Source organism: Vibrio sp. 070316B, assembly GCF_013114115.1.
In the GTDB taxonomy this organism is placed as follows: domain Bacteria; phylum Pseudomonadota; class Gammaproteobacteria; order Enterobacterales; family Vibrionaceae; genus Vibrio; species Vibrio chagasii_B.
In genome coordinates this window covers 1-24650 of the sequence record NZ_VTYC01000041.1, presented here as the reverse complement: position 1 = coordinate 24650, position 24650 = coordinate 1, and the positions used below count along the sequence as shown (strand labels likewise).

The 24650-nt window shown below is 43.8% G+C and carries 23 protein-coding genes; 19 read left to right on the top strand and 4 right to left on the bottom strand.

Annotation, left to right across the window (positions count from 1 at the left end):
- Positions 1-247: 247 nt before the first annotated feature.
- The 4 genes from F0251_RS21970 (at position 248) to F0251_RS21955 (ending at position 3836) form a co-directional block, all read left to right on the top strand.
- Positions 248-994 carry a phosphatase gene (locus F0251_RS21970; protein WP_171731824.1) on the top strand — a complete coding sequence of 249 codons (747 nt, stop codon included), beginning with the start codon at positions 248-250 and terminating at the stop codon, positions 992-994.
- A gap of 145 nt (positions 995-1139) precedes the next feature.
- Entirely contained in the window at positions 1140-1535 is a 396-nt protein-coding gene (locus tag F0251_RS21965; protein ID WP_105058020.1) for a cytochrome b562, read from the top strand.
- Positions 1536-1838: 303 nt separating this feature from the next.
- A complete protein-coding gene (locus F0251_RS21960) occupies positions 1839-2189 on the top strand; it encodes a hypothetical protein (protein WP_004742438.1) in 351 nt (116 codons plus the stop codon).
- Between the two features lie 111 nt (positions 2190-2300).
- Positions 2301-3836, top strand: a complete 1536-nt coding sequence (locus F0251_RS21955; protein WP_171731823.1) for a PepSY domain-containing protein — start codon at positions 2301-2303, stop codon at positions 3834-3836.
- 110 nt (positions 3837-3946) lie between these two features.
- Here F0251_RS21955 and F0251_RS21950 read toward each other — a convergent pair whose 3' ends face one another.
- Positions 3947-4330 (bottom strand): VOC family protein, encoded by a 384-nt coding sequence (locus F0251_RS21950; RefSeq protein WP_116870846.1) that lies wholly within the window; start codon positions 4328-4330, stop codon positions 3947-3949.
- Positions 4330-5262, bottom strand: coding sequence for a LysR family transcriptional regulator (locus F0251_RS21945; RefSeq protein WP_061031187.1), 933 nt, complete (start codon positions 5260-5262; stop codon positions 4330-4332). Before F0251_RS21945 ends, F0251_RS21950 begins: the two co-directional genes overlap by 1 nt.
- A gap of 356 nt (positions 5263-5618) precedes the next feature.
- On the opposite strand from F0251_RS21945, the gene F0251_RS21940 reads away from it, so the two are divergent.
- The 7 genes from F0251_RS21940 (at position 5619) to F0251_RS21910 (ending at position 13594) form a co-directional block, all read left to right on the top strand.
- Complete coding sequence (locus F0251_RS21940) at positions 5619-6755, top strand: efflux RND transporter periplasmic adaptor subunit (RefSeq protein WP_171731822.1); 1137 nt, start codon at positions 5619-5621, stop codon at positions 6753-6755.
- Entirely contained in the window at positions 6748-8019 is a 1272-nt protein-coding gene (locus F0251_RS21935) for a TolC family protein (protein WP_171731821.1), read from the top strand. The genes F0251_RS21940 and F0251_RS21935 overlap by 8 nt, the downstream gene beginning before the upstream one ends.
- A complete protein-coding gene (locus F0251_RS21930; RefSeq protein WP_171731820.1) occupies positions 8016-9260 on the top strand; it encodes an ABC transporter permease in 1245 nt (414 codons plus the stop codon). Before F0251_RS21935 ends, F0251_RS21930 begins: the two co-directional genes overlap by 4 nt.
- Before the next feature lie 2 nt (positions 9261-9262).
- Positions 9263-10546, top strand: a complete 1284-nt coding sequence (locus tag F0251_RS21925) for an ABC transporter permease (protein ID WP_171731819.1) — start codon at positions 9263-9265, stop codon at positions 10544-10546.
- 19 nt (positions 10547-10565) lie between these two features.
- Positions 10566-11270, top strand: coding sequence for an ABC transporter ATP-binding protein (locus F0251_RS21920; protein WP_171731835.1), 705 nt, complete (start codon positions 10566-10568; stop codon positions 11268-11270).
- A gap of 213 nt (positions 11271-11483) precedes the next feature.
- Positions 11484-12728, top strand: coding sequence for an MFS transporter (locus F0251_RS21915; protein ID WP_105058028.1), 1245 nt, complete (start codon positions 11484-11486; stop codon positions 12726-12728).
- A gap of 53 nt (positions 12729-12781) precedes the next feature.
- Positions 12782-13594 carry a helix-turn-helix domain-containing protein gene (locus F0251_RS21910; RefSeq protein ID WP_171731818.1) on the top strand — a complete coding sequence of 271 codons (813 nt, stop codon included), beginning with the start codon at positions 12782-12784 and terminating at the stop codon, positions 13592-13594.
- A gap of 25 nt (positions 13595-13619) precedes the next feature.
- Here F0251_RS21910 and F0251_RS21905 read toward each other — a convergent pair whose 3' ends face one another.
- Positions 13620-14351 carry an EAL domain-containing protein gene (locus F0251_RS21905; RefSeq protein WP_171731817.1) on the bottom strand — a complete coding sequence of 244 codons (732 nt, stop codon included), beginning with the start codon at positions 14349-14351 and terminating at the stop codon, positions 13620-13622.
- 380 nt (positions 14352-14731) lie between these two features.
- On the opposite strand from F0251_RS21905, the gene F0251_RS21900 reads away from it, so the two are divergent.
- Positions 14732-15925 (top strand): glycine C-acetyltransferase, encoded by a 1194-nt coding sequence (locus tag F0251_RS21900; RefSeq protein WP_061031178.1) that lies wholly within the window; start codon positions 14732-14734, stop codon positions 15923-15925.
- 110 nt (positions 15926-16035) lie between these two features.
- On the top strand, positions 16036-17067 hold the full coding sequence (tdh, locus tag F0251_RS21895; protein WP_061031177.1) for an L-threonine 3-dehydrogenase: 1032 nt from the start codon (positions 16036-16038) through the stop codon (positions 17065-17067).
- A gap of 238 nt (positions 17068-17305) precedes the next feature.
- On the opposite strand, the gene F0251_RS24585 is transcribed toward tdh, so the two are convergent.
- Complete coding sequence (locus tag F0251_RS24585) at positions 17306-17434, bottom strand: hypothetical protein (RefSeq protein WP_275659242.1); 129 nt, start codon at positions 17432-17434, stop codon at positions 17306-17308.
- 307 nt (positions 17435-17741) lie between these two features.
- Between F0251_RS24585 and F0251_RS21890 the strand changes: the two genes are divergently transcribed.
- The 6 genes from F0251_RS21890 to F0251_RS21865 form a co-directional block, all read left to right on the top strand.
- Entirely contained in the window at positions 17742-18353 is a 612-nt protein-coding gene (locus F0251_RS21890; RefSeq protein ID WP_171731816.1) for a hypothetical protein, read from the top strand.
- A 69-nt stretch (positions 18354-18422) separates the two neighbouring features.
- A complete protein-coding gene (locus F0251_RS21885; RefSeq protein ID WP_171731815.1) occupies positions 18423-19442 on the top strand; it encodes a lipoprotein in 1020 nt (339 codons plus the stop codon).
- A gap of 2 nt (positions 19443-19444) precedes the next feature.
- Positions 19445-20977: a hypothetical protein gene (locus F0251_RS21880; protein ID WP_171731814.1), complete on the top strand. Its 1533-nt coding sequence runs from the start codon at positions 19445-19447 to the stop codon at positions 20975-20977.
- Positions 20978-20999: 22 nt separating this feature from the next.
- Entirely contained in the window at positions 21000-21953 is a 954-nt protein-coding gene (locus F0251_RS21875) for an LPP20 family lipoprotein (RefSeq protein ID WP_171731813.1), read from the top strand.
- 19 nt (positions 21954-21972) lie between these two features.
- A complete protein-coding gene (locus F0251_RS21870) occupies positions 21973-23097 on the top strand; it encodes a hypothetical protein (RefSeq protein ID WP_171731812.1) in 1125 nt (374 codons plus the stop codon).
- Between the two features lies 1 nt (position 23098).
- Positions 23099-24650, top strand: a 1552-nt coding sequence (locus F0251_RS21865; protein WP_216610975.1) for a hypothetical protein, incomplete at its 3' end; no start/stop codon positions are given.

The following is a 24650-nucleotide window of genomic DNA, read 5'->3' as shown; positions in this document are numbered from 1 at the left end:
CTAACACTCCAGCGTGTGAACTGGTTTAAGTATTGACGAACTTGGGTAGGTAGCAAGAAATTGGCTCAATTACCGGTTTACGCGCTACTATGCCATCAAGCCAAAATAAAGCGTTAGCTTATGGTGCTAATTGTCACTTTCTGCTGATAAACTGGTTTCGTTGTTGCCACAAGGCACATCTTTCCAGAAAGAGATTTAAGGATATTTTCTGAAAACGTTTAGAAAACAAGCTAGAGGGCATTGATTCATGGAACTCAAAGTAGATACTCACACTCATACCTACGCAAGTGGTCATGCTTACAGCACGCTTATCGAAAATGCTAAATCGGCAAAACAGAATGGTCTTGCCATGTTCTGTACCACAGACCACTCGGAGTCGATGCCAGGTGCGCCACACTACTGGTTCTTCAGTAATCAGCGTGTGCTTCCTCGCTTTATCGAAGACGTTGCAATTATCCGCGGCGTTGAATCAAACATTATGAACACTCAGGGTGAAATCGACATTCATCCGAGCGTTGATAAGAACCTAGATTGGGTGATAGCGAGCTTTCATGAGCCTGTATTCCGTCCGTCAGATTCTGCAGCTCATACTGAAGCTCTCTTAAATGTCATTAAAGGTGGTCGAGTCGATGCGCTTGGCCATTTGGGTAATCCTAATTTTGATTTCGACTTTGAAGCCGTCATTCAATGTGCGGTAGAGCACAATGTTGCCATCGAGATAAATAACACGACACTGAAAGGCAATAGCCGCGTGGGTAGTGTCGACCGCTGCTACGAGATCGCGAGAATAGCAAAAGCAAAAGGGGCATTTATCACTTCGGGTAGTGATGCTCATTTTTGTAATGATGTTGGTGGTTTGGATCTTGTGTCTTCACTGCTTGATAAGGTTGGCATTGACTCGAATAAGGTTATTACTCATTCACCGCAGCAATTCTTGTCATTTTTGGCACTACGTGGTCGCAACGAGATCCCAGAATACTCTGCACTTGTTTAAGAGAATGTCGGCAGGTTTGCATTTCGACACAATCAATTTTTGTGCCTGACGGATTTTTGTATACACTAGCCGGAAAATAATAAAGTCGAAGCGCTGCAATAACGACGGCGCTATCTTCAAAGTCACAGTTTCACTTGGAGAAACAATGAAAACTCGCTCAATCCTTTTATCTGGCCTAATCGCTGCAGCAGTAATGTCTGGCAACGCATTTGCTAACGTTGACCTTAAGAAAAACATGCAAGAAATGAAGCTTGCATTCAAACAAGCGGCAGAAGCTCAAAGCATTGAAGAGATGCAAAAACCTATCGTTCGTTTAGATACGCTAGTGGCAGAACTAAAAACGGGTGTGTACCCAGTAGAGAAAGAAGAAAACTTCATGGAAGGCTTCAAGAAGATCAGTCTATCGATCGATAGCATTGAACAGAAGCTAGACCAAGGTGATTTCGAGGCAGCAAAACAAGAGCTGCGCACGATTGATGGCCTTCGTGAAGAGTACCACGACAAGCGTAACCCAAGTATCTGGAGCAAGATCTTCGGTTAATGGGTTAATCAGGAGCGTTTGCATGTTAGACGTTTAACAAAGCCCAAACCTCAAGATTCGATTTCTAAAACGCCGCCTATATTTACCTTTGTTGGAAAATGTAGGCGGCGTTTTTTATTGGTGGCTTTTTAGCCGGGAGCTGTGCACGTACATGAATAATATGGGTTATGTTCTATTCGCGTAACCAGTTTTTAACTAAAAAGAGTGTGCGTTGGCTTCAACTTTTTAACCTGATGTTAATCTTTACGTTTACCTATATAACAAGTGCCTCATAATAAGGGAAATTTATAAAGATTTGGAATAATGCGCCGAACCTCGTTCAACCTCTCTATGTTGCTTGCTACAGCGTTAAGCTGGGCTTTAGTGACATTAATGCCTGTTATCAATGCTCATGGTAACAGTGCGGGAGTGTGGGCGTCGTTGTGTACGGTCAATGGCTTTGAACTGGTTCAAATCGAAGAGGGTGAACCTAATACTCACAAAGGTAAGCCGTGTCCGTTTAGCCATTTTTCCACATTCCACCAAGATGAACTTCCAACTACACTACTTACAACTCGACTGAGTTTTATTGTCTCAGACAGCTACGCTTTTTTGGCTCTAAGCGAACGCTATTCGAGACAAGCCCCCCGTGGCCCTCCCTTTGTTACTGCTTAAACCTTACCCATTAAAATAATTAAAAAATATAGTATTAAGTAAAGTTAAACATGCCTTAGTGACTTTCTGATTTTTCAGAAGGTTCGTTTGCGCATGTCAAAGGAAATAATAATGTTGAGAAATGAATCTCAAACTACTGCGAAGGCACAAGCGACGTCGCAGTCTACAAGCAGTGCAACAAGCGGTTCGAAAACCAATATTAAAACCAAAGAGCGCAATAAAACTCTCTACTTCCTCACCTGGCGCTGGCACTTTTATGCTGGTCTATTCGTTATCCCATTTATGCTGATGCTAAGTATTACTGGCTTAGTGATGTTGTTTGACGATGAGATCGAACTGGCTTTTCATCAAGAGGCGATTGAAATTGCAGCATCCGGTGAACCAATCAAGGTTTCGCAGCAGTTAGCTGCAGTGCAAAATCACTATCCACAAGGTTCAGTGACACAGTTCGTACCGAGCAAATTGCCTGATATGGCCAACCGATTTTCAGTATCACTGGAAGATGGCACATCTGTTTTCGCCACCGTGAATCAATACACAGGTGAAGTCGTCGGTGAAGTACCACGCAGCGACAGCCTGTACCAGTTGGCAAACGACATCCACGGCACGTTATTGATTGGTGATTGGGGGGACTATCTGATTGAAGTCGCAATCAGCTTGTCGATTCTGTTGCTCGTCAGTGGAATTTACCTATGGTTGCCACGAGACAACGCGAGCCGCGCAGGCTTTCTTAAGCTGAGAGTGTCATCTGGCCCACGCGTACTGATGCGTGATCTGCATGCGAACATCGGTGGCACGCTATCTCTTATTCTGCTGCTCTTTATCCTGTCTGGTTTGGCGTGGACAGGTTTCTGGGGCGGTAAGCTCGTCCAGGCATGGAGCACTTTCCCTGCTCAAATGTGGGATGATATTCCGCTGTCTGATAAGACACACGCATCGCTTAACCATGGTTCAGAAGAAGAACTGCCTTGGAATCTGGAACAGACACCACTGCCGTTGTCTCAAGATAAGCCAGCAGAACACGTTCATCATGTGGAAGAGGTGTCCGAACCTCATGATCATTCTAAGATGGGTGATGACCACTCTATGCATGTCATGTCTGCGAGTAGCTTTGCCATTGATGATGTCATTGAGAAAGCACGAGCTCTTGGCTTCACGCAGTACAAGGTGAATTTCCCACGTTCTGAGACGGGTGTTTACACAGTGACAGCAAACACGATGGGCGGAGATATCATCGATCCCACTCAAGATCGTACCACGCACCTAGACCAGTATTCAGGTCGTATCCTTGGTGAAGTGACCTGGCAAGATTATAACTTTATCGCCAAGACATTAGCGGTCGGTATTTCTCTGCACCAAGGTGATATAAGTATTATCAACAAGCTTTTAAACGCTTTGTTCTGCTTGGCGTTCATCGTGGTGTCAGTCACGGGCGGTGTGATGTGGTGGATGCGTAGACCATCAGGTCAACGTAAGCTTGGCGCGCCACCTAAGTTTGGTGATGCTGGCTTATGGAAAGCTGGTTTGGTGAGTGTTGTGCTGATTTCAGTACTATTTCCTCTCGCAGGAGCAACGATTGTGACGGCTATGATATTGGATTGGCTACTGTTCTCACGTGTTGAGAAGTTCAAAACGGCGTTGAGCTAATTGAACCAAAAACGGACTTTTTCGGCTTGAGAAAGTCCGTTTTTTAGTCTGGCGGGAAGTCGATTATTCAAGAAAGTTTAGATTTGATACAGCCTATTTTTGATAAAGCTCTATATTTGATAAAGCTCTAGCGGCAGGCCGTCTGGGTCTGCGAAAAACGTGAATGACTTCCCTGTAAACTCATCAACTCGAATCGGTTCAACGTCGATTCCTTGTCCTTCTAAATAGCTTTTTACTTGTTGAACGTCCTCAACACAAAAGGCTAAGTGTCTCAATCCTTGAGCTTCTGGAAAGCTCGGTCTTTCAGGTGCATCAGGGAAACTAAACAACTCTATTTGAGCACCATTAGGGAGTGCTAGGTCAAGTTTGTAAGACTGGCGCGCTGCTCGGTAATTCTCTGCAAGAATTTCTAGCTTTAAAATCTCAGTGTAAAAGCGTTTTGAGGCTTTGTAGTCTGAGCAAATAATAGCGGCGTGGTGGATTCCTTTTAGCATCAGTTTATTTCTCCTGCCAACTTTTCACCCAAGTGTTCCATCGCGTAGTCAATGAACACGCGTAGGCGAGCGGGCATATACTTGGTTTGTGCAAACTGCATAGCGATGGCGCCGTGGTAGTTACTCTTGATGGTCCAGTCATTCAGTACTTGAACAACGCTACCTTCTGTTAACGCATCTTGAATCACAAAGTCATGGAAGATGCCAATCCCCAAACCTTCTTTCACACCTTTTAGTCGCATCTGAGAGTGGTTCACTGCGTATCGACCACTGACGGAAACGGTGTGAAACTCATCATCTTTGAGAAAGTCCCAAATGTGGTCTTTGTCCGTTTCTGCAAGGTACAGGCAATCGTGCTGACTAAGATCGGTCGGGTGAGAAGGGATGCCTTTGTGACTCAAATAATCAGGGCTCGCACACAGTACTAAGTTAGTCTTGCCTAACTCTTTTAGCACTAAGCTCTCATCGGGCTTATCGGTAAGGCGAAACGCAATATCGATGCCTTGGCGTAGTATGTCGATATCACCATCAGCAGCGCGTAACTTAAGTTGGATCTCTGGATACTGATTGAGAAATGGCACCACAAAAGGCTGAAGTACAGAGTTCAAAAACGCTTCTGGCGCGGCTACAGTAAGTGAGCCAGAGGGCTCGGTATGATCAGACGTCGATAACTCAACCGCTTGCTGTGCTGCGTTAATCATGACAACGCTCTGATCGTAAACCAGTTGACCTGCCTGAGTGATAATAAGCGTACGAGTAGTTCGCTCAAAAAGCTTTACTGACAGTGCCTTCTCTAAACGCGTAATGAGCTTACTGAGTGCAGAGGGCGTTACCCCTAATTGCTTGGCTGCCGCAGTAAAACTGCCTTCGTTTACCACTAGGATAAACGAGGCTAGATCTGGAAGTAGGGCGATGAGTTTGGGATTGACCATAAGTATCCATGAGAGTCAGCGATGAGCGTAATAGTAATTGTGAGTGATCTAACTTAATTTGTGAATCAGTTTCATTAATTGGCTAAAGTAAAATGAGTCGTGATGATGTTTAACCATCGATTGTTTAATTACCGATTTGCCTCTTCTTCAACTCAATGCATTTGAGCAAACCATCCAACGCCGGCAATATTTAGACTCATGCTACTAAGTGGATTATCCATCTAACTTACTGTCAATAGCTATCTGACATAGCCATACCAAATATTACAAACTCGCGACATTAAAGCCGATATGATTCAAGAACTTTATGTTCATAAGATGGTCACAAGACTACACAAAAATAATCGGTATCAATAATGGCAAAAATTTGGCTAGTCTCTGCTGTGAGCGTTACATTGCTCGGCGGCGGTGCGTATTTTTATCTGCAATCTTCCACTCAACCAGAGGCGTTTCCAACGCTGGCGGTGGAAAAGGGAACCATTGAAAAACAAGCGGTAGCGGTCGGCAATATTGTTCCTGCGCACTCAGTGTCCATTAAGTCGCAAATCGATGGCATTGTGGGCGAGATGTACGTGAAGGTCGGTGAAAAGGTTAAGCAAGGCCAACCATTGATTAAGGTTCGTCCGAACCCGACGCCTCAAGCGCTTACTGATGCTTCAACAGACTTAATGCGCAGTGAAGCGGACCTCGAATCAGCCAAACAAAAGCTCGCCAACCTAGAGAGCTTGGTGAAGCAAGACATCATTCCAAAGAATTACGATGAATACGTTAGTGCGCGTTCAACCGTGAAATCGGCTCAAGCGAACGTACTGCAAAAACGCCAGAACCTCGAATTAATTCGCAGCGGTGAAGCTTCCATTGGTGACGCTCGTTTAACCTCAACCATTTACGCACCAATTGATGGCACAGTATTAAACCGCAAAGTCGAAGTGGGTGAGCCAATCATCTCGACTGAATCTAGCCAAGCCGCGACAGAAATGATGTCTCTGGCGGACATGAACAGCCTGATCTTCAAAGGCAGCGTCAGTGAGCACGATGCCGCGCAGCTCTCTCCGGGCATGCCTGTATTACTTACCGTTGCGCCTTATCCTGATATGGAAATTTCCGGAGTGTTAACCAAAGTTGCAATCCAATCAGAGAACCTTAACTCGCCAGAAGGTAACGCGACGGCAAAAAGCTTTGATAACGGGTTTGAAGTGGAGGTTGGTGAACTGAAGATCCCGAAAGAGATCTTACTGCGTTCAGGCTTCTCATCCACTGCACAAATCACACTGAAGAGATCTGAGAACGTCTTAACCTTGCCAGAACGAGCACTGCAATTTGATGGCGATACACCAAACGTATTGATCCCAGATAGCTCAGAGCAAGGTTTCCACAAACAAAAAGTGCAGCTTGGTTTGTCGGATGGCATCAACGTAGAAGTATTAGACGGCGTTAAGCTAGACGAAGAAATCATCGATAACAGCATGATGATGGGAGCCGCGCATGGCTAAACGAAACCTATCTAAAATCGGATGCGCGATCCTGGCCGCCACACTCAGCTTACCCAGCTATGCTATCTCGATTGAACAAGCGTGGCAGCAGGCGAAACAAAGTGACCCAAACTACGAGAAAGCCAAAATTGGTGTTCAACTTGGCGAAGTGGGTGTGGATGCAAGCCGCAGTTCACTCTTACCCGGCTTAAGTGCGACGGCTTCGGCGAATTGGAATGAATCCACTGACAATACCAACAGTTATGGTGCATCGCTTTCTCAAACTATTTGGGACAGCAGCTTGTGGTCAGATTTGGATCAAGCCAATGCCAACTACATCAAAGCTCAGCTCGAACTGGCTCAATCACATAATGAATTAGCACAAAGGTTGCTTTCATCGTATCTGGATGTCGCAAGTGCACAAGGTGATTTGCAGTTGGCGCAGTCCAAGTTGGAAGAAGGTGATAAACTGCTGAAGATCATCGAGAAGCGTTACTTCGCGGGTAAAGTGAAATCCGTTGACGTTGAAGAGATCCGTGCGACCCAAGTTGCCGATAAAGCCGGTATTTTGAATGCGCGCTCAGATTTAGAAGTCAAACGAGCAGAGCTGGCGGCTTTGATCAACCAAGTTCCACAAGACGTTGACCAAATTCGCACAGACTCCCTTGTTCAACCGCCAATGATGGTGGAATCGCAAGAACAATGGCTAAAGCTTGCTAAAGACAGCAGCCCAGAATTGCTGGTGGCAACACAGAACGTCAAAGCCAGCGAGTTTGCCAAAGATTCAGCCCAAGGCGGTTACTACCCAACGGTGAAAGGTAATGTTGGATATAACGATGATGACCGACGTAAAGACGGTGAGTTCAGCGCTGGCATCACACTAAGCGTACCGATTGACTTGAATGGCGCAACGCGTGCCAGAGTGGACGAAGCGTCACTCAATACTTTCAGTGCAAAACAAGACTTACGTAAAGTTGAAATCGACATCCAAAAGCGCGTGATCCAGCTATTTACTCAAGTCGACATCAACTGGAATCAAGTCTTAATGGCGAACGAGCTGGTGACTTCTCGTCAGAAAGTGTTGCGCAGCAAAGAGAAACTTTACGATGCCGGCTTGTTAGAAGTCTCGGAAGTGATCAGTGCGCACAACAGCTTGTTTGAAGCGAAAAACAGCCTGCAAAACAACCTGTACAACTACTGGCGTCAGCGTATCGGCTTGTTGCAAACCGCAGGTAAGTTAGATGACGACACCATGGTACTGATCTCCCGAGCATTTAACTCATGATCCGTCTATTGCAACAAACGTTATTACAGCAAACCTTATTGCAGCAAACATGGCAAACACTGATGGCGCATCGCATGAAGAGCATGTTGGCCATCGTGGCGATTGCTTGGGGGGTGATCTCGGTTGTGGTGTTGATTGCATTGGGTGAAGGTTTTTATCGCCATCAAACTCAGCAGTTGTCGTTTATGGTCAACAACGTGCAAGTCGCCTTTCCGTCGAACACCAGCAAACCTTGGCATGGCTTACCCCTGAGACGCCAGATCCAGATCCCGCAGGATAAGGTCGATATGATCGAACAATCGGGTTTTGTGAAACAAGCATCCAGAGTTTATGCCAAGTGGGATGCGAACGTCACCAATGAAAAAGGGCAGAACCTGACGAGCTTCGTCAGTGGCATTGATTCCCATTACTTCTCGTTGATTCAACGTAAGTTAGAGCAAGGTTCGCGTAACCTTTCACCCAGTGATATTGCCAACCACACCCGTGTTGCGATTTTGGGGGATCAAGTCGCTAGGATGGGGGGAATTCATGTCGGGCAAACCACCAAAGTCAATGGCATTCCATTTTTGGTGATCGGCATTATGAAAGACGAAGATGCGGGCATTTCATTTGGTGACAGCCGCAGAGTTTTCATCCCTCATACCACGTACCTTGATTTGTGGGATACCAAGCCTTGGATGCTGCTACTCAAGCCTGTCGACGGCATGGATAGCAACGCATTCCGACAAGCCATCGTTAACTTTTATGCCAAACAATTGCACTTTGACCCGACCGACAAAGAAGCGATTAACTTGCCAGACTTTAGTGAGGGAGCGGCGGTGATCACGGGTATTTTCCGCGGCATTCAAATCTTCTTGGGTGCAAGCGGCGCAATGACCATGGCCGTTGGTGCGCTTGGCGTTGCGAACATCATGTTCCTCTCTGTGACAGAGCGAACGCGAGAAATCGGTGTACGCTTGGCAATTGGCGCGACGCAAAAATCCATACTCAGCCAGTTCATCCTTGAAGGATTGTTATTGGTGGCTGTTGGTACCGCACTTGGCTTAATGGTGGCTTACTTGGTGGTCGCACTGCTCGGGTCTATGCATTTACCGGATTGGTTAGGTTTTCCTGTGATTACGCCAGATTCCATTACTTGGTCATTATTGGTGACTCTCGTTCTGGCGCTGCTGGCGTCTTACTTTCCGGCAAGGCGAGCATCGCGTCTCACCCCCGTAATAGCATTAAGTGCGAGGGCGTAAATATGTTGCTACCAATGAGACAAATCTTTCAAGAAATGGCAGCAGAAAAGCTGCGTTTGGGATTGACTATTCTTGCCGTTGCATGGGCGACCCTATGCATCGCAGCCATGCTGGCGGTGGGCGAGGGCATTCGCCAAGGCGTATTAAGAACAGCGCAAGATGGTAACGGGAACCTGATTTACTTAACCGGAGGCATGGCGACCGTCGACTATGGCGTGTTCCACCAAGGTAAGTTTCTCACCTTAAAAGCCGACGATACCGACGTAATTAAAGCCCTGCCAGAGGTGAAAAGCGTTGCGCCAACCGCCGTTTGGGATGAGCGCATTACAGTCGGTGATCGAGGAATATGGCAAAAACCACTCGCCGTCACGACAGACTTCGCATCGATGACCAACTTAATCCCAATGGATGGCGGACGTTGGCTCAATCCACTTGACCAAAAAGAGATGCGTAAAGTCGTTGTGTTGGGCTATTCACTGGCTGCGGATTTGTTTAACCCTAATGAAGACTTCAGCTGGTTTGCCCCCGTGACACTGCAAACCAATCCTGTCGGCGAAAAGGTCAAGATTGGCAGTGAAGAATTTACCGTAATTGGTGTGTTGAAGAAGAACAGTGCTGAAATCGAACAGGGCGACCAAATCAACTACGCCAGCTTCGTGCCGTTAGCCACGTGGCAACGCTTTCATACTAACGGCGATATCGGAGGCATCAACGCCGAGCCGCAAGCTCATGCTGATCGTGAAAAATTGGCAAAGACCATTCGTCAGGTGATTGCTCGTAAACACGGCGCCAGTGTGAGTGATGAGCAGGTCGTCCAAGTGGAAGACATGTTCCTCAAACAGAAAAGCATGCAGCAGTTCTTGATTGGCTTACAAAGCTTTCTTGGCATCATCGGCTTCGTCACGCTGGCCGTAGCGGGCGTAGGGATTGCGAATGTCATGTACGCGACCGTAAAACGTTCCACCCGAGACATCGGCGTGCGTATGGCAGTTGGTGCCACGCCCACAGCCATTCGTCTTCACTACCTAGTGCAATCACTGATGACCATGATGCTCGGCGGTTTGTTGGGGCTAGGTGTGACTTACACGCTTGTATCGGCTATCAGCGCCATAAACCTAGAAGGCAACACCTTCTATGAACACCTTGGAAAACCGGTCCCTGAGCTGTCTTGGATCGTTGTTGCGATTGTGATTTCTACCTTGGTGTTTATTGGTGTCGCTTCTGCATGGCTGCCTGCAAACCGCGCCGCCAAAGTGAGCCCATTGGAGGCGCTGCAAAGTGAATAACAAAAACTCTGGAGATAAGATGTCGAACACGCCACTGGTTGATTTGACCAACATTTGTAAATACTACTCAAGCGGAGAGGCGGAAGTACGTGCGCTAGACGGTGTCGACTTGACCATCAACCAAGGTGAATTTCTTTCCATTCTTGGTCCGTCTGGCTCAGGTAAATCGACCCTGATGAACATGCTGGGCTGCTTAGATAAACCGACCGATGGTCAATACCAATTGGGTGGTCAAAACGTCGCAAGTTTAAGTCCGAATGAGCTAGCCGGTATTCGTAACCAAAAGATAGGCTTTGTTTTCCAAAGCTTTAACTTACTGGAATACGCGACAGCATTGGATAACGTGGCACTACCATTGGTTTACTCTGGCATCAAAGCCAAAGAACGTCGCCAGCGCGCCGCGAAGCTGCTTGAGCAAGTTGGGCTAGGGGATCGCCTCGACCACAAACCAAACCAGCTTTCTGGTGGTCAAAAGCAGAGAGTGGCAATTGCAAGAGCCCTAGTTAACGATCCGCAAATCATCTTAGCGGATGAACCAACGGGGGCATTGGATTCAAAATCTGGTGCAGAGATAGAGGCTTTGTTTAATCGTCTTCATGCGCAGGGACGAACATTGATTATCGTGACACATGATAATTCGCTTGCTGAACGAACCAAGCGAATCGTGACGATCAAAGACGGAAAGGTATTGTCTGACCGCAAAGGGCAACATTACTCAGCCTAGTGCGTTGATCTTTGACTAGAGGCTGCTCTATTACGTTAACTCTAGACCGCTCTTCGTTAATGGTATTTTGGCTGTGTGCATCTGCTAATGTGAAATAGGTATGGAGGTGCCATAATAGACACAGCTTTATTGAATACTCTGTATCTATTCTACTTACTCTATATACTGGCTGAATAATAACATTTAAATCAGTCAGTTATAGAGGCGTTATCTATGGATAGATCAGAAAGCTTGTTTCAAAAGCAGCGTATAAAACGGTTTAATTTTTCAGTATGGACAGTTCTTACTGGAACGTTACTCGCCCGAACAAGCTACTTTATGGCATGGCCTTTTCTGATCGTCTTTCTCTATGAAGATTACGGTGCGTCTGCGATAGAAGTCGGTACCATGCTAGCGGTATCCGCGGTTGTTGGTGCTGGAACTGGGCTCTACTCGGGTTACCTTTCGGATAAGCTAGGACGTAAATGGGTCATGGTGCTAGGCAGTTGGATTGCCTCGATATCCTACACTGGCATCGCATTAGCGAGTGAAGTGTGGCAGTTCTATGTGTTGATCATGATGACGGGTCTAATGCGCCCAATGATCGAAGCGCCAGCGAAGGCAGTCATAGGCGATAATCTCAAAGACTCCAAAGATCGTGAGTTAGCGCTGAACATTCGTTACTTCTTGCTTAATCTGGGTGGCGCACTTGGTCCATTGATTGGTATCACTTTGGCTCTTTCTCAGCCACAAAACCTGTTCTTTGTTGCTGGTGGTACTTATGTCGTTTACGGTTTCTGGCTGTTGTTAGGAATTGAACGAAAAGGTACTTTTACCAAGCCAGATCCCTCTCAACTGCTTAATTTCGCCGCGACGCTTAATGTGATTCGTAAAGACAACATTTTTGTAAAACTGATGGTCGCTAACTTCATCATGATGTTTGTCTACGCGCAGGTTGAGTCGTCAATTCCTCAAGTCATCGTGCGCTCTTCAATCGCTGATGCCGCTCAACTCATTGCTGGGTTAGTTTTGGTGAATACGCTGACGATTATCGTTTTCCAGTTCCCAATGCTTAAATGGCTTGAGCACGTACCGTTGTTTGTAAGAACTCGAATCGGCATGATTTTGATGGCGATTGCGCAAATTGGTTTTCTTTTTACACCAAATGATTGGCCACTAGGTTGGGGAATTGCTTGTTTTATATTAAGTTTAGGAGAAGTGATTGCTTTCCCAACCCTGAATGTACAAATCGATAGAATGGCACCGCCACATCTGAGAGGCTCTTACTTCGGCGCGGCGGCACTTTACTCTCTTGGCTTTGCTATTGCGCCATTGCTTGGTGGTGTGGTGATAGAGATGTTGAGCGCCTACTGGCTATTTGTGCTCTGTTTCATCCTATGCTTGGCGATGATTTGGTTGTACTGGTTGGCAGAGCATACTGAAGACAGTGTCGAAAGAGAGTCGATGACCCAGACTTAGCGAGATGAGCCTTGGGTGTTAAGCGACTGATAATAACTAAGGCAATGTGAGTTATGGATAAATCGAATTTTGCACAAAAGTTAAAGTATCTGCGTGAAGAGAAAGCTTTATCTCAGGAAGAGTTTGCTGAGCTACTTTCCCATTCTCACAGAGCATTTTCTGGTGTCAATCAGGTGATGGTGAGCCAGTGGGAAAGGGCGAAGACACTGCCCAGTTTTGTTCGTCGTTTGGGGATTGCGAGCTTCTTTCAGGTGGATTATGACTTTTCTGTTGAAGAAATGGTGCAAGTGAAAGCAGCAACCAAGAACGCTGAGCGCCCGTTCAGTGTTGATATTGGTTACGATTACGAGGTGACCAGTGTCGAATCACATAGCCTTTGCTCACTCCCTGCAAAAAGGCTTAAGTCGATTCAAGGAATGCATCAAAAAACGTACGACAGAGATTTTATCGAAGTCGCGAGTCATTTGGGTGTGAAGAGAGAAGAGATGCAGGTGCTGTGTTTTCTTTATGAGGGCGTCATCATTGGGCATGTGGTTTACGACGGTGTCAGCAAGATGCTGTGCAGTGTAGGGGCCGTGAGTATTGTCATTCGCCGCAAGATCTTTGATTACATGGCAGACAACTTAGCTGATACTGAATTCTGTTTTCCTACTCTTGATCCAGCTATGTGCCAGTTTCTTTATGATCTCTATTTAGAGCCATACATGAGCAAGCTTGGCATGCCTTTCTTCAAAGCTGATATTAAAAAAGTGGTGAAAAATCCCTTTTCTCAGAATATCCAAAACAAGCACGATATCTATTTCAAGTACATCCGTTACCATGACCTAAAACAGAAGAAAAAAAGCGTTGAGTTTGTTTTAAGCTAGCCCACTCCTTAGTAGAGCAGAGTCATTACATGACCAGTCTAAGATCCGTCAACGGAAGTGGCTTCGAGTATAGGAAACCCTGACAGCGATCGAAGCCAAGCTGGTGGACACGTTGATGTGTATCTACATCTTCAACGCCTTCGGCTACGGTTTTAATTCCAGACGCCTTACAGTAAGCCAAAGTTTGCTGGATTAGTTCAGAGCGAGAACTGTCTTGGCTATTTACAATCGACTTATCAAATTTCACTTCATCGACATCAAGGTTCATCACTTTATTCATGTCTGAGTAACCCACACCGAAATCATCGATAGAGATTTTAATACCAAGCGCTTTATAGCGTTTAATCTGTTCGCAGTTCTCTTCATCCCATTGATCGGCTTCACTGAGTTCGAATGTTAACTGTTTTGCTTTGAACGAGGTATTCCAAAGTAGTTCACGTACTTTTTCTACGTTGTCTGGGTTCACTAGTACTTTCTTGCTGATATTAACGGCCAAGTTCAAGTGTGCTGATAGCGACTTCACTTCAGTTAAAGATTGCTCAAGAACACTAAAGAAGATCTCTTCTTCGTAACCTAGCGCGAACGCACGATAAATGAACACACCGGGTGAAAAGACACCTTCTTCGGGAATATTCAGACGAAACAGTGCTTCTACGCCTGTTACTTTCTCTGCACTCGATTCTACTTTTGGTTGATAAAAGCAGGTGTGCCAGTCGTTTTCGAAGGCTTCTTGAATGATGTGGTCGGATAGTGTCATCGGCTTGTTTCTCATCTTATCTTGGGCATTTGTGTAACGGCCGCACATTCTGAGAGAAACAGTAATTCACCACTATATCGTTTTGAGATTAAAAATTGAGATTTGATATGAAAGCGAAATTAGGTCGAATTTTCGGTGAACATGGCGTTAAAAAAGAACAAGATAAGGACGTTAATGTGCCCTGTGTCACCGGGATGAGCTATTATTCGTGCCTCAGATTCATTAATGTTTTTCCAACTGGAGGGATAATCGAAAAGGGGATGTTCAACTAGAATATAGAGATTAGTTTTACAGTGTAAATGATCGTTTTAGGATCGTTTATATCCCTACATAATGCGGCGCGCGATGCTGCTGAATAATAACTAGGAAGGAATGAGACAATGTCTTCTGCATTTTACCAACAGATTCAAAATCAAATCGAAGAAGTTAAAGAAGAAGGTCTTTACAAGTCTGAGCGCATTATTACTTCTGCTCAAAAAGCAGCGGTTTCTATCTCGACTGGTGAAGAAGTACTAAACTTCTGTGCAAACAACTACTTAGGTCTTGCGAACCACCCTGAGCTTATCGAAGCTGCAAAAGGTGGTATGGATCAGCACGGTTTTGGTATGGCTTCAGTTCGTTTCATCTGTGGTACTCAAGATTCTCACAAAGAACTAGAGCAAAAGCTGTCTACGTTCCTAGGTAAAGAAGACACAATCCTATACACATCTTGTTTTGATGCTAACGCTGGCCTATTCGAAACGATTCTAGGCAAAGAAGACGCAATCATCTCTGACGCGCTAAACCACGCTTCAATCATCGATGGCGTTCGTCTATGTAAAGCGATGCGCTTCCGTTACGCGAACAACAACATGGAAGAGCTAGAGCAGCAACTTATTGCAGCTAAAGAAGCTGGCGCTCGCCACACGCTAATCGTAACTGACGGCGTATTCTCAATGGACGGCGTAGTAGCTAACCTTCCTGCTATCTGTGACCTTGCAGACAAGTACGATGCACTAGTAATGGTTGATGATTCTCACGCTGTGGGCTTCATGGGTGAAAACGGCGCTGGTACTCACGAGTTCCATAACGTCGTTGACCGCATCGACATCATCACTGGTACGCTAGGTAAAGCAATGGGTGGTGCTTCAGGCGGTTACACGTCTGGTAAGAAAGAAGTGATCGACTGGCTACGTCAGCGTTCTCGTCCATACCTATTCTCTAACTCTGTTGCACCTGCAATCGTATCCGCGTCTATCCGTGTTCTAGATCTTCTAGCTGAGTCTGGTGACCTACGTACTCAACTATGGGAAAACTCTGCTCACTTCCGTACTCGCATGGAAGAAGCGGGCTTCACTATGGGCGGTGCTGATCACGCAATCATCCCAATCATGCTTGGCGATGCAAAAGTAGCGGCTGAATTCGCAGAGCGCGCTCTAGAGAAAGGTATCTACGTTGTAGGTTTCTCTTTCCCTGTAGTACCAAAAGGTCAAGCTCGTATCCGTACGCAAATGTCTGCAGCACACTCTCGTGAGCAACTAGACCGCGCAATCGATGCGTTCATCCAAGTTGGTAAAGACATGGGCATCATCTAATTTTAAAGGGGTGCCACGAGCATCCTTTAATTAGATGGAACACCACCCAGTCGAACATATAGATTTTTGATTCTCGCCTTACAGTTAGGCGAGATGAACTAGGTAACATTATGAAAATTAAAGCACTTTCTAAACTTAAGCCTGAAGAAGGCATTTGGATGACCGAGGTTGAAAAACCTGAAATGGGTCATAATGATCTTCTTATCCGTATTAAGAAAACCGCAATCTGTGGTACAGACGTACACATCTACAACTGGGATGAGTGGTCACAAAACACAATCCCAGTACCTATGGTTGTAGGTCACGAATACGTAGGTGAAGTTGTTGGTATCGGCCAAGAAGTTCGTGGTTTTGAAATCGGCGATCGCGTATCTGGCGAAGGTCACATCACATGTGGTCACTGTCGTAACTGTCGTGGCGGCCGTACTCACCTTTGTCGTAACACAACAGGTGTTGGTGTTAACCGCACTGGTGCATTCTCTGAATACCTTGTGATCCCTGCGTTCAACGCGTTTAAGATCCCTGCAGAGATTTCAGATGATCTAGCATCAATCTTTGACCCGTTTGGCAACGCAGTGCACACAGCGCTTTCTTTTGACCTAGTAGGTGAAGACGTGCTGATCACTGGTGCTGGCCCAATCGGTATCATGGCTGCTGCGGTTGCTAAGCACGTAGGTGCTCGTCACGTTGTAATTACTGACGTAAACGAATACCGCCTAGACCTTGCTAAGAAAATGGGTGTAACGCGCGCTGTAAACGTGATGGAAGAGAAGCTTGAAGACGTAATGGCTGATCTAGGTATGACAGAAGGCTTCGATGTAGGTCTTGAAATGTCTGGTGTACCATCTGCGTTCAACAGCATGCTGACTAACATGAACCACGGCGGTAAGATCTCTCTACTAGGTATTCCACCATCAGACATGGCAGTAGACTGGAATCAAGTAATCTTTAAAGGCTTGGTTATCAAAGGTATCTACGGTCGTGAGATGTTTGAAACTTGGTACAAGATGGCTTCACTAATCCAGTCTGGCCTAGATCTATCTCCAATCATTACTCACCACTACAAAGTAGACGACTTCCAAGCTGGCTTCGACATGATGCGCTCTGGTATGTCTGGTAAAGTAATCCTAGATTGGGAATAAGCAAATAGGGGAGACCCTTAGCTAGTTCCACAATGAAAATGCCCCAAAGAAATTTGGGGCATTTTTTTTTTGCTTATCTAACTGACTTCTACTCCAGCGCTCCCCTTCACTTTACTTATTTATGTAATTTTTGATTGGCAGCGTGATAAATCGTTTCATGATCTAATTCTAGATTTGTCTCTCGGCAGTTAAAAATAAGCGGGGATTAGTTGTCGTATTAAATGGTGTATTCTCGAAGTTACTCGTGCCAGGCTCCATCTTCATCTTCATCTTCATCTTCATCTTCATCTTCACCTGATGACTCTGTAATCCCGTTACACTTATAGCTAAATAGGTCGATCGTCAATTCAAAACCAATAAGTTTCAAAACCAGGGCTTGGGGCATCTATCAAGGAACCAACGTGATGGTTATCATCAAAGATGTAATTTGCCTATTTACTAACTGATATCCTTGAACTAACCGACGACTAAAACAGGGAAAAAGAATCTAACAGTTATTAAAAGATAATTTTTCAGAATTAATCTATGTCAATTTTCTGTAAATAATAACCCCACTATCTATTGAGTATACCATTCTGTTGGTGTAGTATCACTTTTAAGAAATGCCATACCATAACCAAGGTAAGGACGCTTGGAACAACCAGAAGGATTTGAGAAAATGAAGGCATAGCAAAATGAAAAAAACACTCCTAACAATGGTTCTTGCAGCATCAATGGTATCTGGTTGTTCAATGATTGGTGGCCAAGAGACTGTTTCCTACGAAGACCTTAAACATGAAGGTGCCGAATTAGCAGTTCGTTCGAATGGAGATAACTATGTTCCATCTGTTGTTAAAGAAGCTGAAGTTGCTCGAATTGCTGTAAACACTGCATTTCTAGCATCAAAACCAGCTTACGAACGTTACACAGAGGAGCTATTAGCGACTCCTGCATTAGGTAACTACTTCTCTGCTGTTGAAGCTGTTGATTCAGAAGAAGAAAAGCGAGCAATCTATGATTCGCTTACAGAAGAAGACAAGAAAGTTGTAGATAACTACATGGCTTCATCTGTTTTTTCAGAGGTAATTGAAGGCCTTAAAGATGCAGCGTTGCCTGCAACAAAAAGTGTCGTAACATTCATGGCAATGGATCAAACAGACCTTTTAGATGGTGTTGAGTTCTCTGCTCTTTTAACGGAGAAAGATAAGTTTGCATTGACAGCTGAACAAGCTCTATACATCAATGAAACAGTTGTATCTGCTTACGAGAACTACCAAATCATTTCAGCGTTCAGTGCAGCTAAATAGGTTAAATTTAATTAAGGGTCAGTGAATGCTGGCCTTTTTTATATTCCTCTAAATCCAAGTAACAACGTCATGAAAAAATATCTAACGATCTTAACATCTGCAGTCTTATTGGCAGGTTGCCAAACTACGACTTTAAAAATTAATTCAGAAGCCGACATTGAAGCAAATAGTCAGATATCAAAAGTAAACCGTGAAGCGTTATTCGAGAGCGAGAACATAGAGCTTCCAAACAATTATGATGTAAAAGCTTTTAAAAAAATGTCTATTGCTGCTTATGTAGATCGTATCAGGTTTGAAAAAGATGCAGAGAAGACCGAAGTCGATACGGGAATAATAGCCAAATTACTAGAAAATGAGTTAGCGCGAACAAAACGTTATGAAGTGTTAACTCGAAACTGTGATTCTTGCGAATATGAGGTTGCCTATCAAGCAGAAAACACACAAGTGGAAGGCGCAATTATTCGCGGAGAACAACTTAATCCTGATTACGTTTTTGAATCATCTATCTCATTAGGGACGGTGGTTAAGAAGAAAAGCGATCACAATGAGATTATTTTTAGAAGCTTAGTAACAACGAAAGTGGTTGAGCCCAATACCGGGCGTATTATTCATTCATTCGAGCCTATCCGTCATAACATGCCAGCAAAAAGATTCTTCGTGATGGAAGGTAAGTTCTTGGGTGGATTCGATATCCGTAGCCACAATGAGCTTCAGGAAGCTTATAAAGAAGCTGCACAAAAAGCGATACAAGTCCTCGTTAATCGTACTATGGACTACTATCCAGTTGGCGGTCGAGTGACCAACTTCCGCAATGGTCGCTTCGCTATAGATTCTGGTATTAATCAAGGTTTTGCGACTAAGCAGCCAGTTATTTTATTTCTGAGCGATGATGGTTTAGATATTCCAATTGCAACAGGTGAAGTAACACCTAAAACAGAGAGTGGCTCAGGTGTAATGTTCACTTGGAAGGAAGACGATCTGGATGCTCAAGACGTTAAGAAGAAACTTGAGGCGATGGGTAAAGACTATCTTAAACGTAACAAAATCTATGCTGTATCAGTCGGTACACCGGAAAACTGGGTGTTATAACAATGATGAAGCTATTACATAATATCAAAACAAAAGCGGTATTGATCATTTCGTCTTTATCGATGAGTTTTATGACGTTTGCAGAACCGATGGACGACGTCTTTACCTTATTCGATATGGGGGGAGGCACTGTTTCAGGTAATACATCGGCTGAAGGCTATTATGTAGTAGCTATGGGATTTTCCGGAAAATCAAACGAAGCTAAAGCCATAGAAGAAGCTCGAATTGAAGCTCTACGTAAGCTGAATGAAATGATCAATGGTGTTACCACAAGTGGCAGCACCACAGCTTCGATGAGCTACATTACAGTGTCGGATGCTGATGGCGAAAAAGAGTTTTCGAAAGAGTCATTTGTAGATGTTGTTAGTACCCGTTTTAAAGGCACCCTTTCAGCGGTGAAAGAACTAAAGTCGGGTTTTTACAATGGTGATTACTTCGTAGCAATGGTCATTACAGAAACTGATGTGAACCGCGTAAGCCGTTTACAGTCGAGCTCGACTGCTGTTGGTGGAAGTACCGTAATGATTGTGACCGGAGAAGAACAGTCAATCGCTCAACGAGAGTTAACGAACCAATTTGTTGAATCTAAGGGATTGGCAGATATGAAGCATGGTGAAGCTGAAGCTCGTAAACTTGCGCTAATTAATGCCATGCAAAATGCGGTTCAGCAAACACAGGGGGTCATGCTGCAAGGCAAGTCTGGTAAATTTAATGATGCTATAGCTTTAGCTATTTCCACTAAAACCGAAGGTTATGTAAGTGGTTATGAAATGTTGGATGAAGATATTTATCGTGGACAATATTACGTCATCATCGAAGCTGAGGTAAATTCCGGAAAATTGCTTGACGATGTTAGTTTTTATACAAATGTTCTTGGACAGCCTGTTTTTGATATCAAATCACAAAATAGTTTGAAGACCGATTGGCTGCAAGATGAGTTGGAAGCTTTAGGCTTTACCATTAATGATGGAAAAAGTAAGGCGACACATAGTTTTTATCTAATGCAGAAGCAGAAACTCGTTCAAAATCATAAAGGTGTAGAAGGGATTGAAACGATTATTAGCATAGAACTAAAGGACAACTTTTCTGGTGATGTATTATTTACCGTTACTAACGATCCATTAAAAAGTCGCATCTATGTTAATCCGATAAGTAGATCAATGCAGGTTTCAGAACATGTTGCTTATAAGCATATAACAAAAACAATGGGTATAGAGGTAATTCAGTCTCTAGCTAAGCATGCTGAAAAAGGCACAATTTATAAGATTGTATTAAAAAATGCTAAGCGTAATGATGTCGACCTTTTTAAGCACGTTTTAAATAATGGAACGAGCGGTAATGTAGAGACATGGAATTGGGATAAAAGCGGAAAAACAATGACATTAGATTTCCGTTACTCCGGGCCTTTAAGTGAGGCATTTGATCAAAGCTTGAGCGAGATTTACCGCACCTTTAAGAAAGAGGGAAGAGGCCGTCGTCCACATGCTGAAAGTATTAAAAACCGCAGTGCTGAGTTCAAGATTATTGTGAGCTAAATAGAGTAACTCTGGAACTAAAATGAAATACATTAGTTTAATACTTTTCCTAGTAACGCATTTTGCTTGGGCTGAGCCCGAATGGGCGACCAATATAGTAATTGACCCTGATTCATATATCGCAATAGGTATTGGTGATTCACTTTCTAATGCGAAGTTAGATGCGAAAAATCAAATCGCCTCATCGATTCATTCAACTCATACTTTTACAATTTCTCAATCGGTTGGGAGTCGTGGGTTAAAGGGGTTTTCAGAGACTTCCTCCTACAGCGAAACTAATGCAGAGAAAGTTCTACTACCTGAGCTTACTTGGCCTCATATGGAAGGGAAAAATGGCCTCTATTATGTGATGGGCAAGGCTAAAAAAAGTGATCTAGTTGATCTTTACGAACGGACATTATCCATAACCGTTACAAAATACAGCAATCAACTTATCTCAAATACTTTATCTTTGAAGGACTATCTACTACTTCTTAGCGACAAAGAGGAAGTTATGCTTGCTGCTGAGCGGGCATCGATTATTTACAAGGATTCTCTCAAAGGGAAAAAACTATACTCTCAATTTGTCTCCTTGATTGATAAAACAAATAAGTACGTGAATGAAGCTTGTTTAAAAATCATTTACAAAGGTCACTCCTCATTTGAACGTAAAATGTTTGAGCCGATGGTTGAACAAGCGCTTGCTTCGTCAGGGTTGTCTGTTGGAACGTTGGGGGAGTGTGATACCTTGAAGTTCAATATTGTGTCTGAAGGCTCGAAAGCTAATGGGCAGCGTACTGACAAAATTAAATTATTTATTGAATTAGGTGAACCTGCCGTTACATCTAAGGCAGTATCATTCTTTGGTTATAGTAGCGGTTCTAAGAAAAAATCTTTTTCAAATGCTGTTGATAACTTTAATCAACACTTCAATAGTGATAATTATTTTATGTTATACCTATTGGATAGTTCTAAATCGACACTGTATATTCAGTAAAATAAAGTTGGAATTATAAATGAATGTCGTAAAAAGGTTCATATTTTTAACTTCAATTTTTGGCTGCTTATTGAATCAGGCAGTGGCCAAAAGTGAGTATGATATTTATCAAAAAGATTTTTCTCCAAAACACACTGGTGTTTACGAGAAAGATGACTGGGTATTCTTTGTAGTTAAGCAACAATGCCTTAGTAAAAAAAAGTATGCAGGTACTGCAGAATCAAAGGCCGCTGAAAAAACTTTCTATTTAATGTTAAAAGATGAGATTGTTAAGAGAGGGATTTCGTTCTCTTCTGATATAGAGGGCATCGGCTACCCTCTAAACTTAGATATTAAAAAGGAAGTTTCAAAGGGTTTTACTGCGCAGTCTGCTCTAAAACACAAGCTGTTATTTGATCGAAATAGTGAAACCGACCCATGTACCCAAGAATATGTAGTGGTATTAGACAGACACCAATTTAACCCAAACGGAGTGACGATCCCTACAACGCAAGTAGAGACTAGTGCAGTAAATGTAATCCTTTCTGCTTTGAAACGTGAAGACCTTTCTTTAACAAAACAGTACCTAGAGAATTTAGGACATAAAGAATTGGCAGAAATTTACAAATTAGCCAGTGAAACTCAATCCTCAGCGAACAACTTGAATGTTAATGATCTAGTTGAACCTTGTACTAAAGGCTATTGCACAGAGGTTACTGAACCGTTTTCAGCTTACGACATAAACAAGGTCCTTGGTATAACAATTAAATATAAAGGCTTTGTAAAAATTACTAATTTTAATCCGAGCGTAGCGTTGGCTGAAATACTTTATCAACAGGCAAAATTAAACTTCTCCCAAGGTAAAAATGCAAATGCGATTATTCAAGATTTAACACTCGCTCTCAACCTTGCGCCTCAAGAAGCAAAAAGTTGGAAAATGTTAGCAGATATCTCTAGAGCTATTGATGACAAAGAGCTAGAACATGCAGCTGCTGTACAGTTTGTACTGCATCACCCCAAATCTCCAGAATCTTGGGTTTACTTGTATTTATCATATAAGGAAATAGATCCAAAACTTGCACTTGATTTAAAACGTTGGCTGAAGATCTTTGAACAAAAAATATCGTTCTCGTCATGGGCGAAAAAGCAAATAAGTGGTGAATAACATGAAGAAAATTATAACTCCATTAGCACTAGCAATTGGTATTGCAGTGTTTCCTATAGCTAATGCCGCTGACTTTATCGCTCAAGAAAGTGCACCTGCATTAGAGGCTGTTGCTGAGATGACAGAGAAGCCATATCAGCAACCAGAAATCACAGCGGAAAGTTATGTTTCAGCAGAAGATCAACTGCGTGAATTAATGACAACTCGTGGCTGGCAACAAGGTTGGGATGCTGAAAAGAAACGTATTTTTGTTGTTCATAGTGAAACATTTGATAACGAAGACCCGGCTTATGATGATGCGTTTATTACAAAGCGTTCAATGTTTGCGACGCTTGCCACAATGGGAGCGAAAGCGAAAGTTGTTGAATTTATGCGTACTCAGATGAGTGCCGTTGATCAGTTGGATGCTCCGGGTACAGATGTCTATGCTGAGTTAAATGAACAATTCATTAAGCTTGAAAAGAAAATTGCGAGTAGTCAAAAAGCACTTGCTAAATTACTAGCAGAACTCGACGCGGCAGAGGCGGAAAAGCTAGAAGGTGTAACTTTTGAGGATCGCAGAAAAGCACTAATGGATGCTGCGATCAAAAAGCTTGATAAGGCATATTCTTCTGATCAAATTGAAGAGAAAAAGTTAAAGAAATATGAGAAAGCCAAAGCTCGTTACGAAGAGGCACAGGCAGAATATGATGAAATTGTCTCAAAAGCCGAAGCAATTAAAGGCACTGTATCTTTAGAAGCGACAAGTACCGTTGATACACTAGCGAAGGCACCTTTAATGGGAACATCGATTCTTGCTCAGTCCGAATCTTGGAATGCGGACGACGAGCGTTATGAGGTTGCTGTCTTAACAGTTTGGAGCCCTAAACTTGAACAGGGAGCGAAAGGGATTCTAACAGGAGAAGAGCAGGCCCTAAAGCCTAAGAAAGCTTTACCTGTACAAAAATGGTTAGCTAAACAAGATGCCGCTACGTTTGTCGGCCCACGTACTTATGTAGATTACACCGGTACACGTTGGTTTATTGGCGCATATGCTATGCCAGCCGCCGGCTCATCATCAAAACTTCGCAAAAATAAGGGCATCGCAGATTTAATGGCGAAGAAAGAGGCTGTTATGGCTTTATATGCCGATGTCGAAACTCATAAGCAAGCGCAAGTTGCAATGCAGACAAGAACGGGTGAACTAGGTGGTAAAGATCACACTGAAGTTTCGGCGAGCTTTGCGGAAACCACGCGCCAATCTGTAGAAAACCGCCAAGTAAATGGTATGTCTCAGCTCATGAGCAAGACGGTTATTCATCCAATATCTCAAGAGAAGATCTATGTGGTTGCGTATGGTGTGTCAGGTCAGAGTGCCACCGAAGCGCTTGGGTTGGAATACTCTGCATTCCAATCGGCGGTTGAAGCTAATCGCAGCAATAACGCAAACCGTGCTGCGGCAGAAGCGCTGCATCAACTTCAAAGTGACTCAAAAGCAGAAGAAGTTGAAGCCAGTGTGTTAGGAATTACATCCAGTAGTACAAATAACAAGCAAATAGTATCTAAGAGTAAAA

What these genes read in the sequence shown, in the direction of transcription:
- F0251_RS21970 (WP_171731824.1), top strand. Translation starts at nt 248, where the DNA reads ATGGAACTCAAAGTAGATACTCACACTCATACCTACGCAAGTGGTCAT.
- F0251_RS21965 (WP_105058020.1), top strand. Translation starts at nt 1,140, where the DNA reads ATGAAAACTCGCTCAATCCTTTTATCTGGCCTAATCGCTGCAGCAGTA.
- F0251_RS21960 (WP_004742438.1), top strand. Translation starts at nt 1,839, where the DNA reads ATGCGCCGAACCTCGTTCAACCTCTCTATGTTGCTTGCTACAGCGTTA.
- F0251_RS21955 (WP_171731823.1), top strand. Translation starts at nt 2,301, where the DNA reads ATGTTGAGAAATGAATCTCAAACTACTGCGAAGGCACAAGCGACGTCG.
- F0251_RS21950 (WP_116870846.1), bottom strand. Translation starts at nt 4,330, where the DNA reads ATGCTAAAAGGAATCCACCACGCCGCTATTATTTGCTCAGACTACAAA.
- F0251_RS21945 (WP_061031187.1), bottom strand. Translation starts at nt 5,262, where the DNA reads ATGGTCAATCCCAAACTCATCGCCCTACTTCCAGATCTAGCCTCGTTT.
- F0251_RS21940 (WP_171731822.1), top strand. Translation starts at nt 5,619, where the DNA reads ATGGCAAAAATTTGGCTAGTCTCTGCTGTGAGCGTTACATTGCTCGGC.
- F0251_RS21935 (WP_171731821.1), top strand. Translation starts at nt 6,748, where the DNA reads ATGGCTAAACGAAACCTATCTAAAATCGGATGCGCGATCCTGGCCGCC.
- F0251_RS21930 (WP_171731820.1), top strand. Translation starts at nt 8,016, where the DNA reads ATGATCCGTCTATTGCAACAAACGTTATTACAGCAAACCTTATTGCAG.
- F0251_RS21925 (WP_171731819.1), top strand. Translation starts at nt 9,263, where the DNA reads ATGTTGCTACCAATGAGACAAATCTTTCAAGAAATGGCAGCAGAAAAG.
- F0251_RS21920 (WP_171731835.1), top strand. Translation starts at nt 10,566, where the DNA reads ATGTCGAACACGCCACTGGTTGATTTGACCAACATTTGTAAATACTAC.
- F0251_RS21915 (WP_105058028.1), top strand. Translation starts at nt 11,484, where the DNA reads ATGGATAGATCAGAAAGCTTGTTTCAAAAGCAGCGTATAAAACGGTTT.
- F0251_RS21910 (WP_171731818.1), top strand. Translation starts at nt 12,782, where the DNA reads ATGGATAAATCGAATTTTGCACAAAAGTTAAAGTATCTGCGTGAAGAG.
- F0251_RS21905 (WP_171731817.1), bottom strand. Translation starts at nt 14,351, where the DNA reads ATGACACTATCCGACCACATCATTCAAGAAGCCTTCGAAAACGACTGG.
- F0251_RS21900 (WP_061031178.1), top strand. Translation starts at nt 14,732, where the DNA reads ATGTCTTCTGCATTTTACCAACAGATTCAAAATCAAATCGAAGAAGTT.
- tdh (WP_061031177.1), top strand. Translation starts at nt 16,036, where the DNA reads ATGAAAATTAAAGCACTTTCTAAACTTAAGCCTGAAGAAGGCATTTGG.
- F0251_RS21890 (WP_171731816.1), top strand. Translation starts at nt 17,742, where the DNA reads ATGAAAAAAACACTCCTAACAATGGTTCTTGCAGCATCAATGGTATCT.
- F0251_RS21885 (WP_171731815.1), top strand. Translation starts at nt 18,423, where the DNA reads ATGAAAAAATATCTAACGATCTTAACATCTGCAGTCTTATTGGCAGGT.
- F0251_RS21880 (WP_171731814.1), top strand. Translation starts at nt 19,445, where the DNA reads ATGATGAAGCTATTACATAATATCAAAACAAAAGCGGTATTGATCATT.
- F0251_RS21875 (WP_171731813.1), top strand. Translation starts at nt 21,000, where the DNA reads ATGAAATACATTAGTTTAATACTTTTCCTAGTAACGCATTTTGCTTGG.
- F0251_RS21870 (WP_171731812.1), top strand. Translation starts at nt 21,973, where the DNA reads ATGAATGTCGTAAAAAGGTTCATATTTTTAACTTCAATTTTTGGCTGC.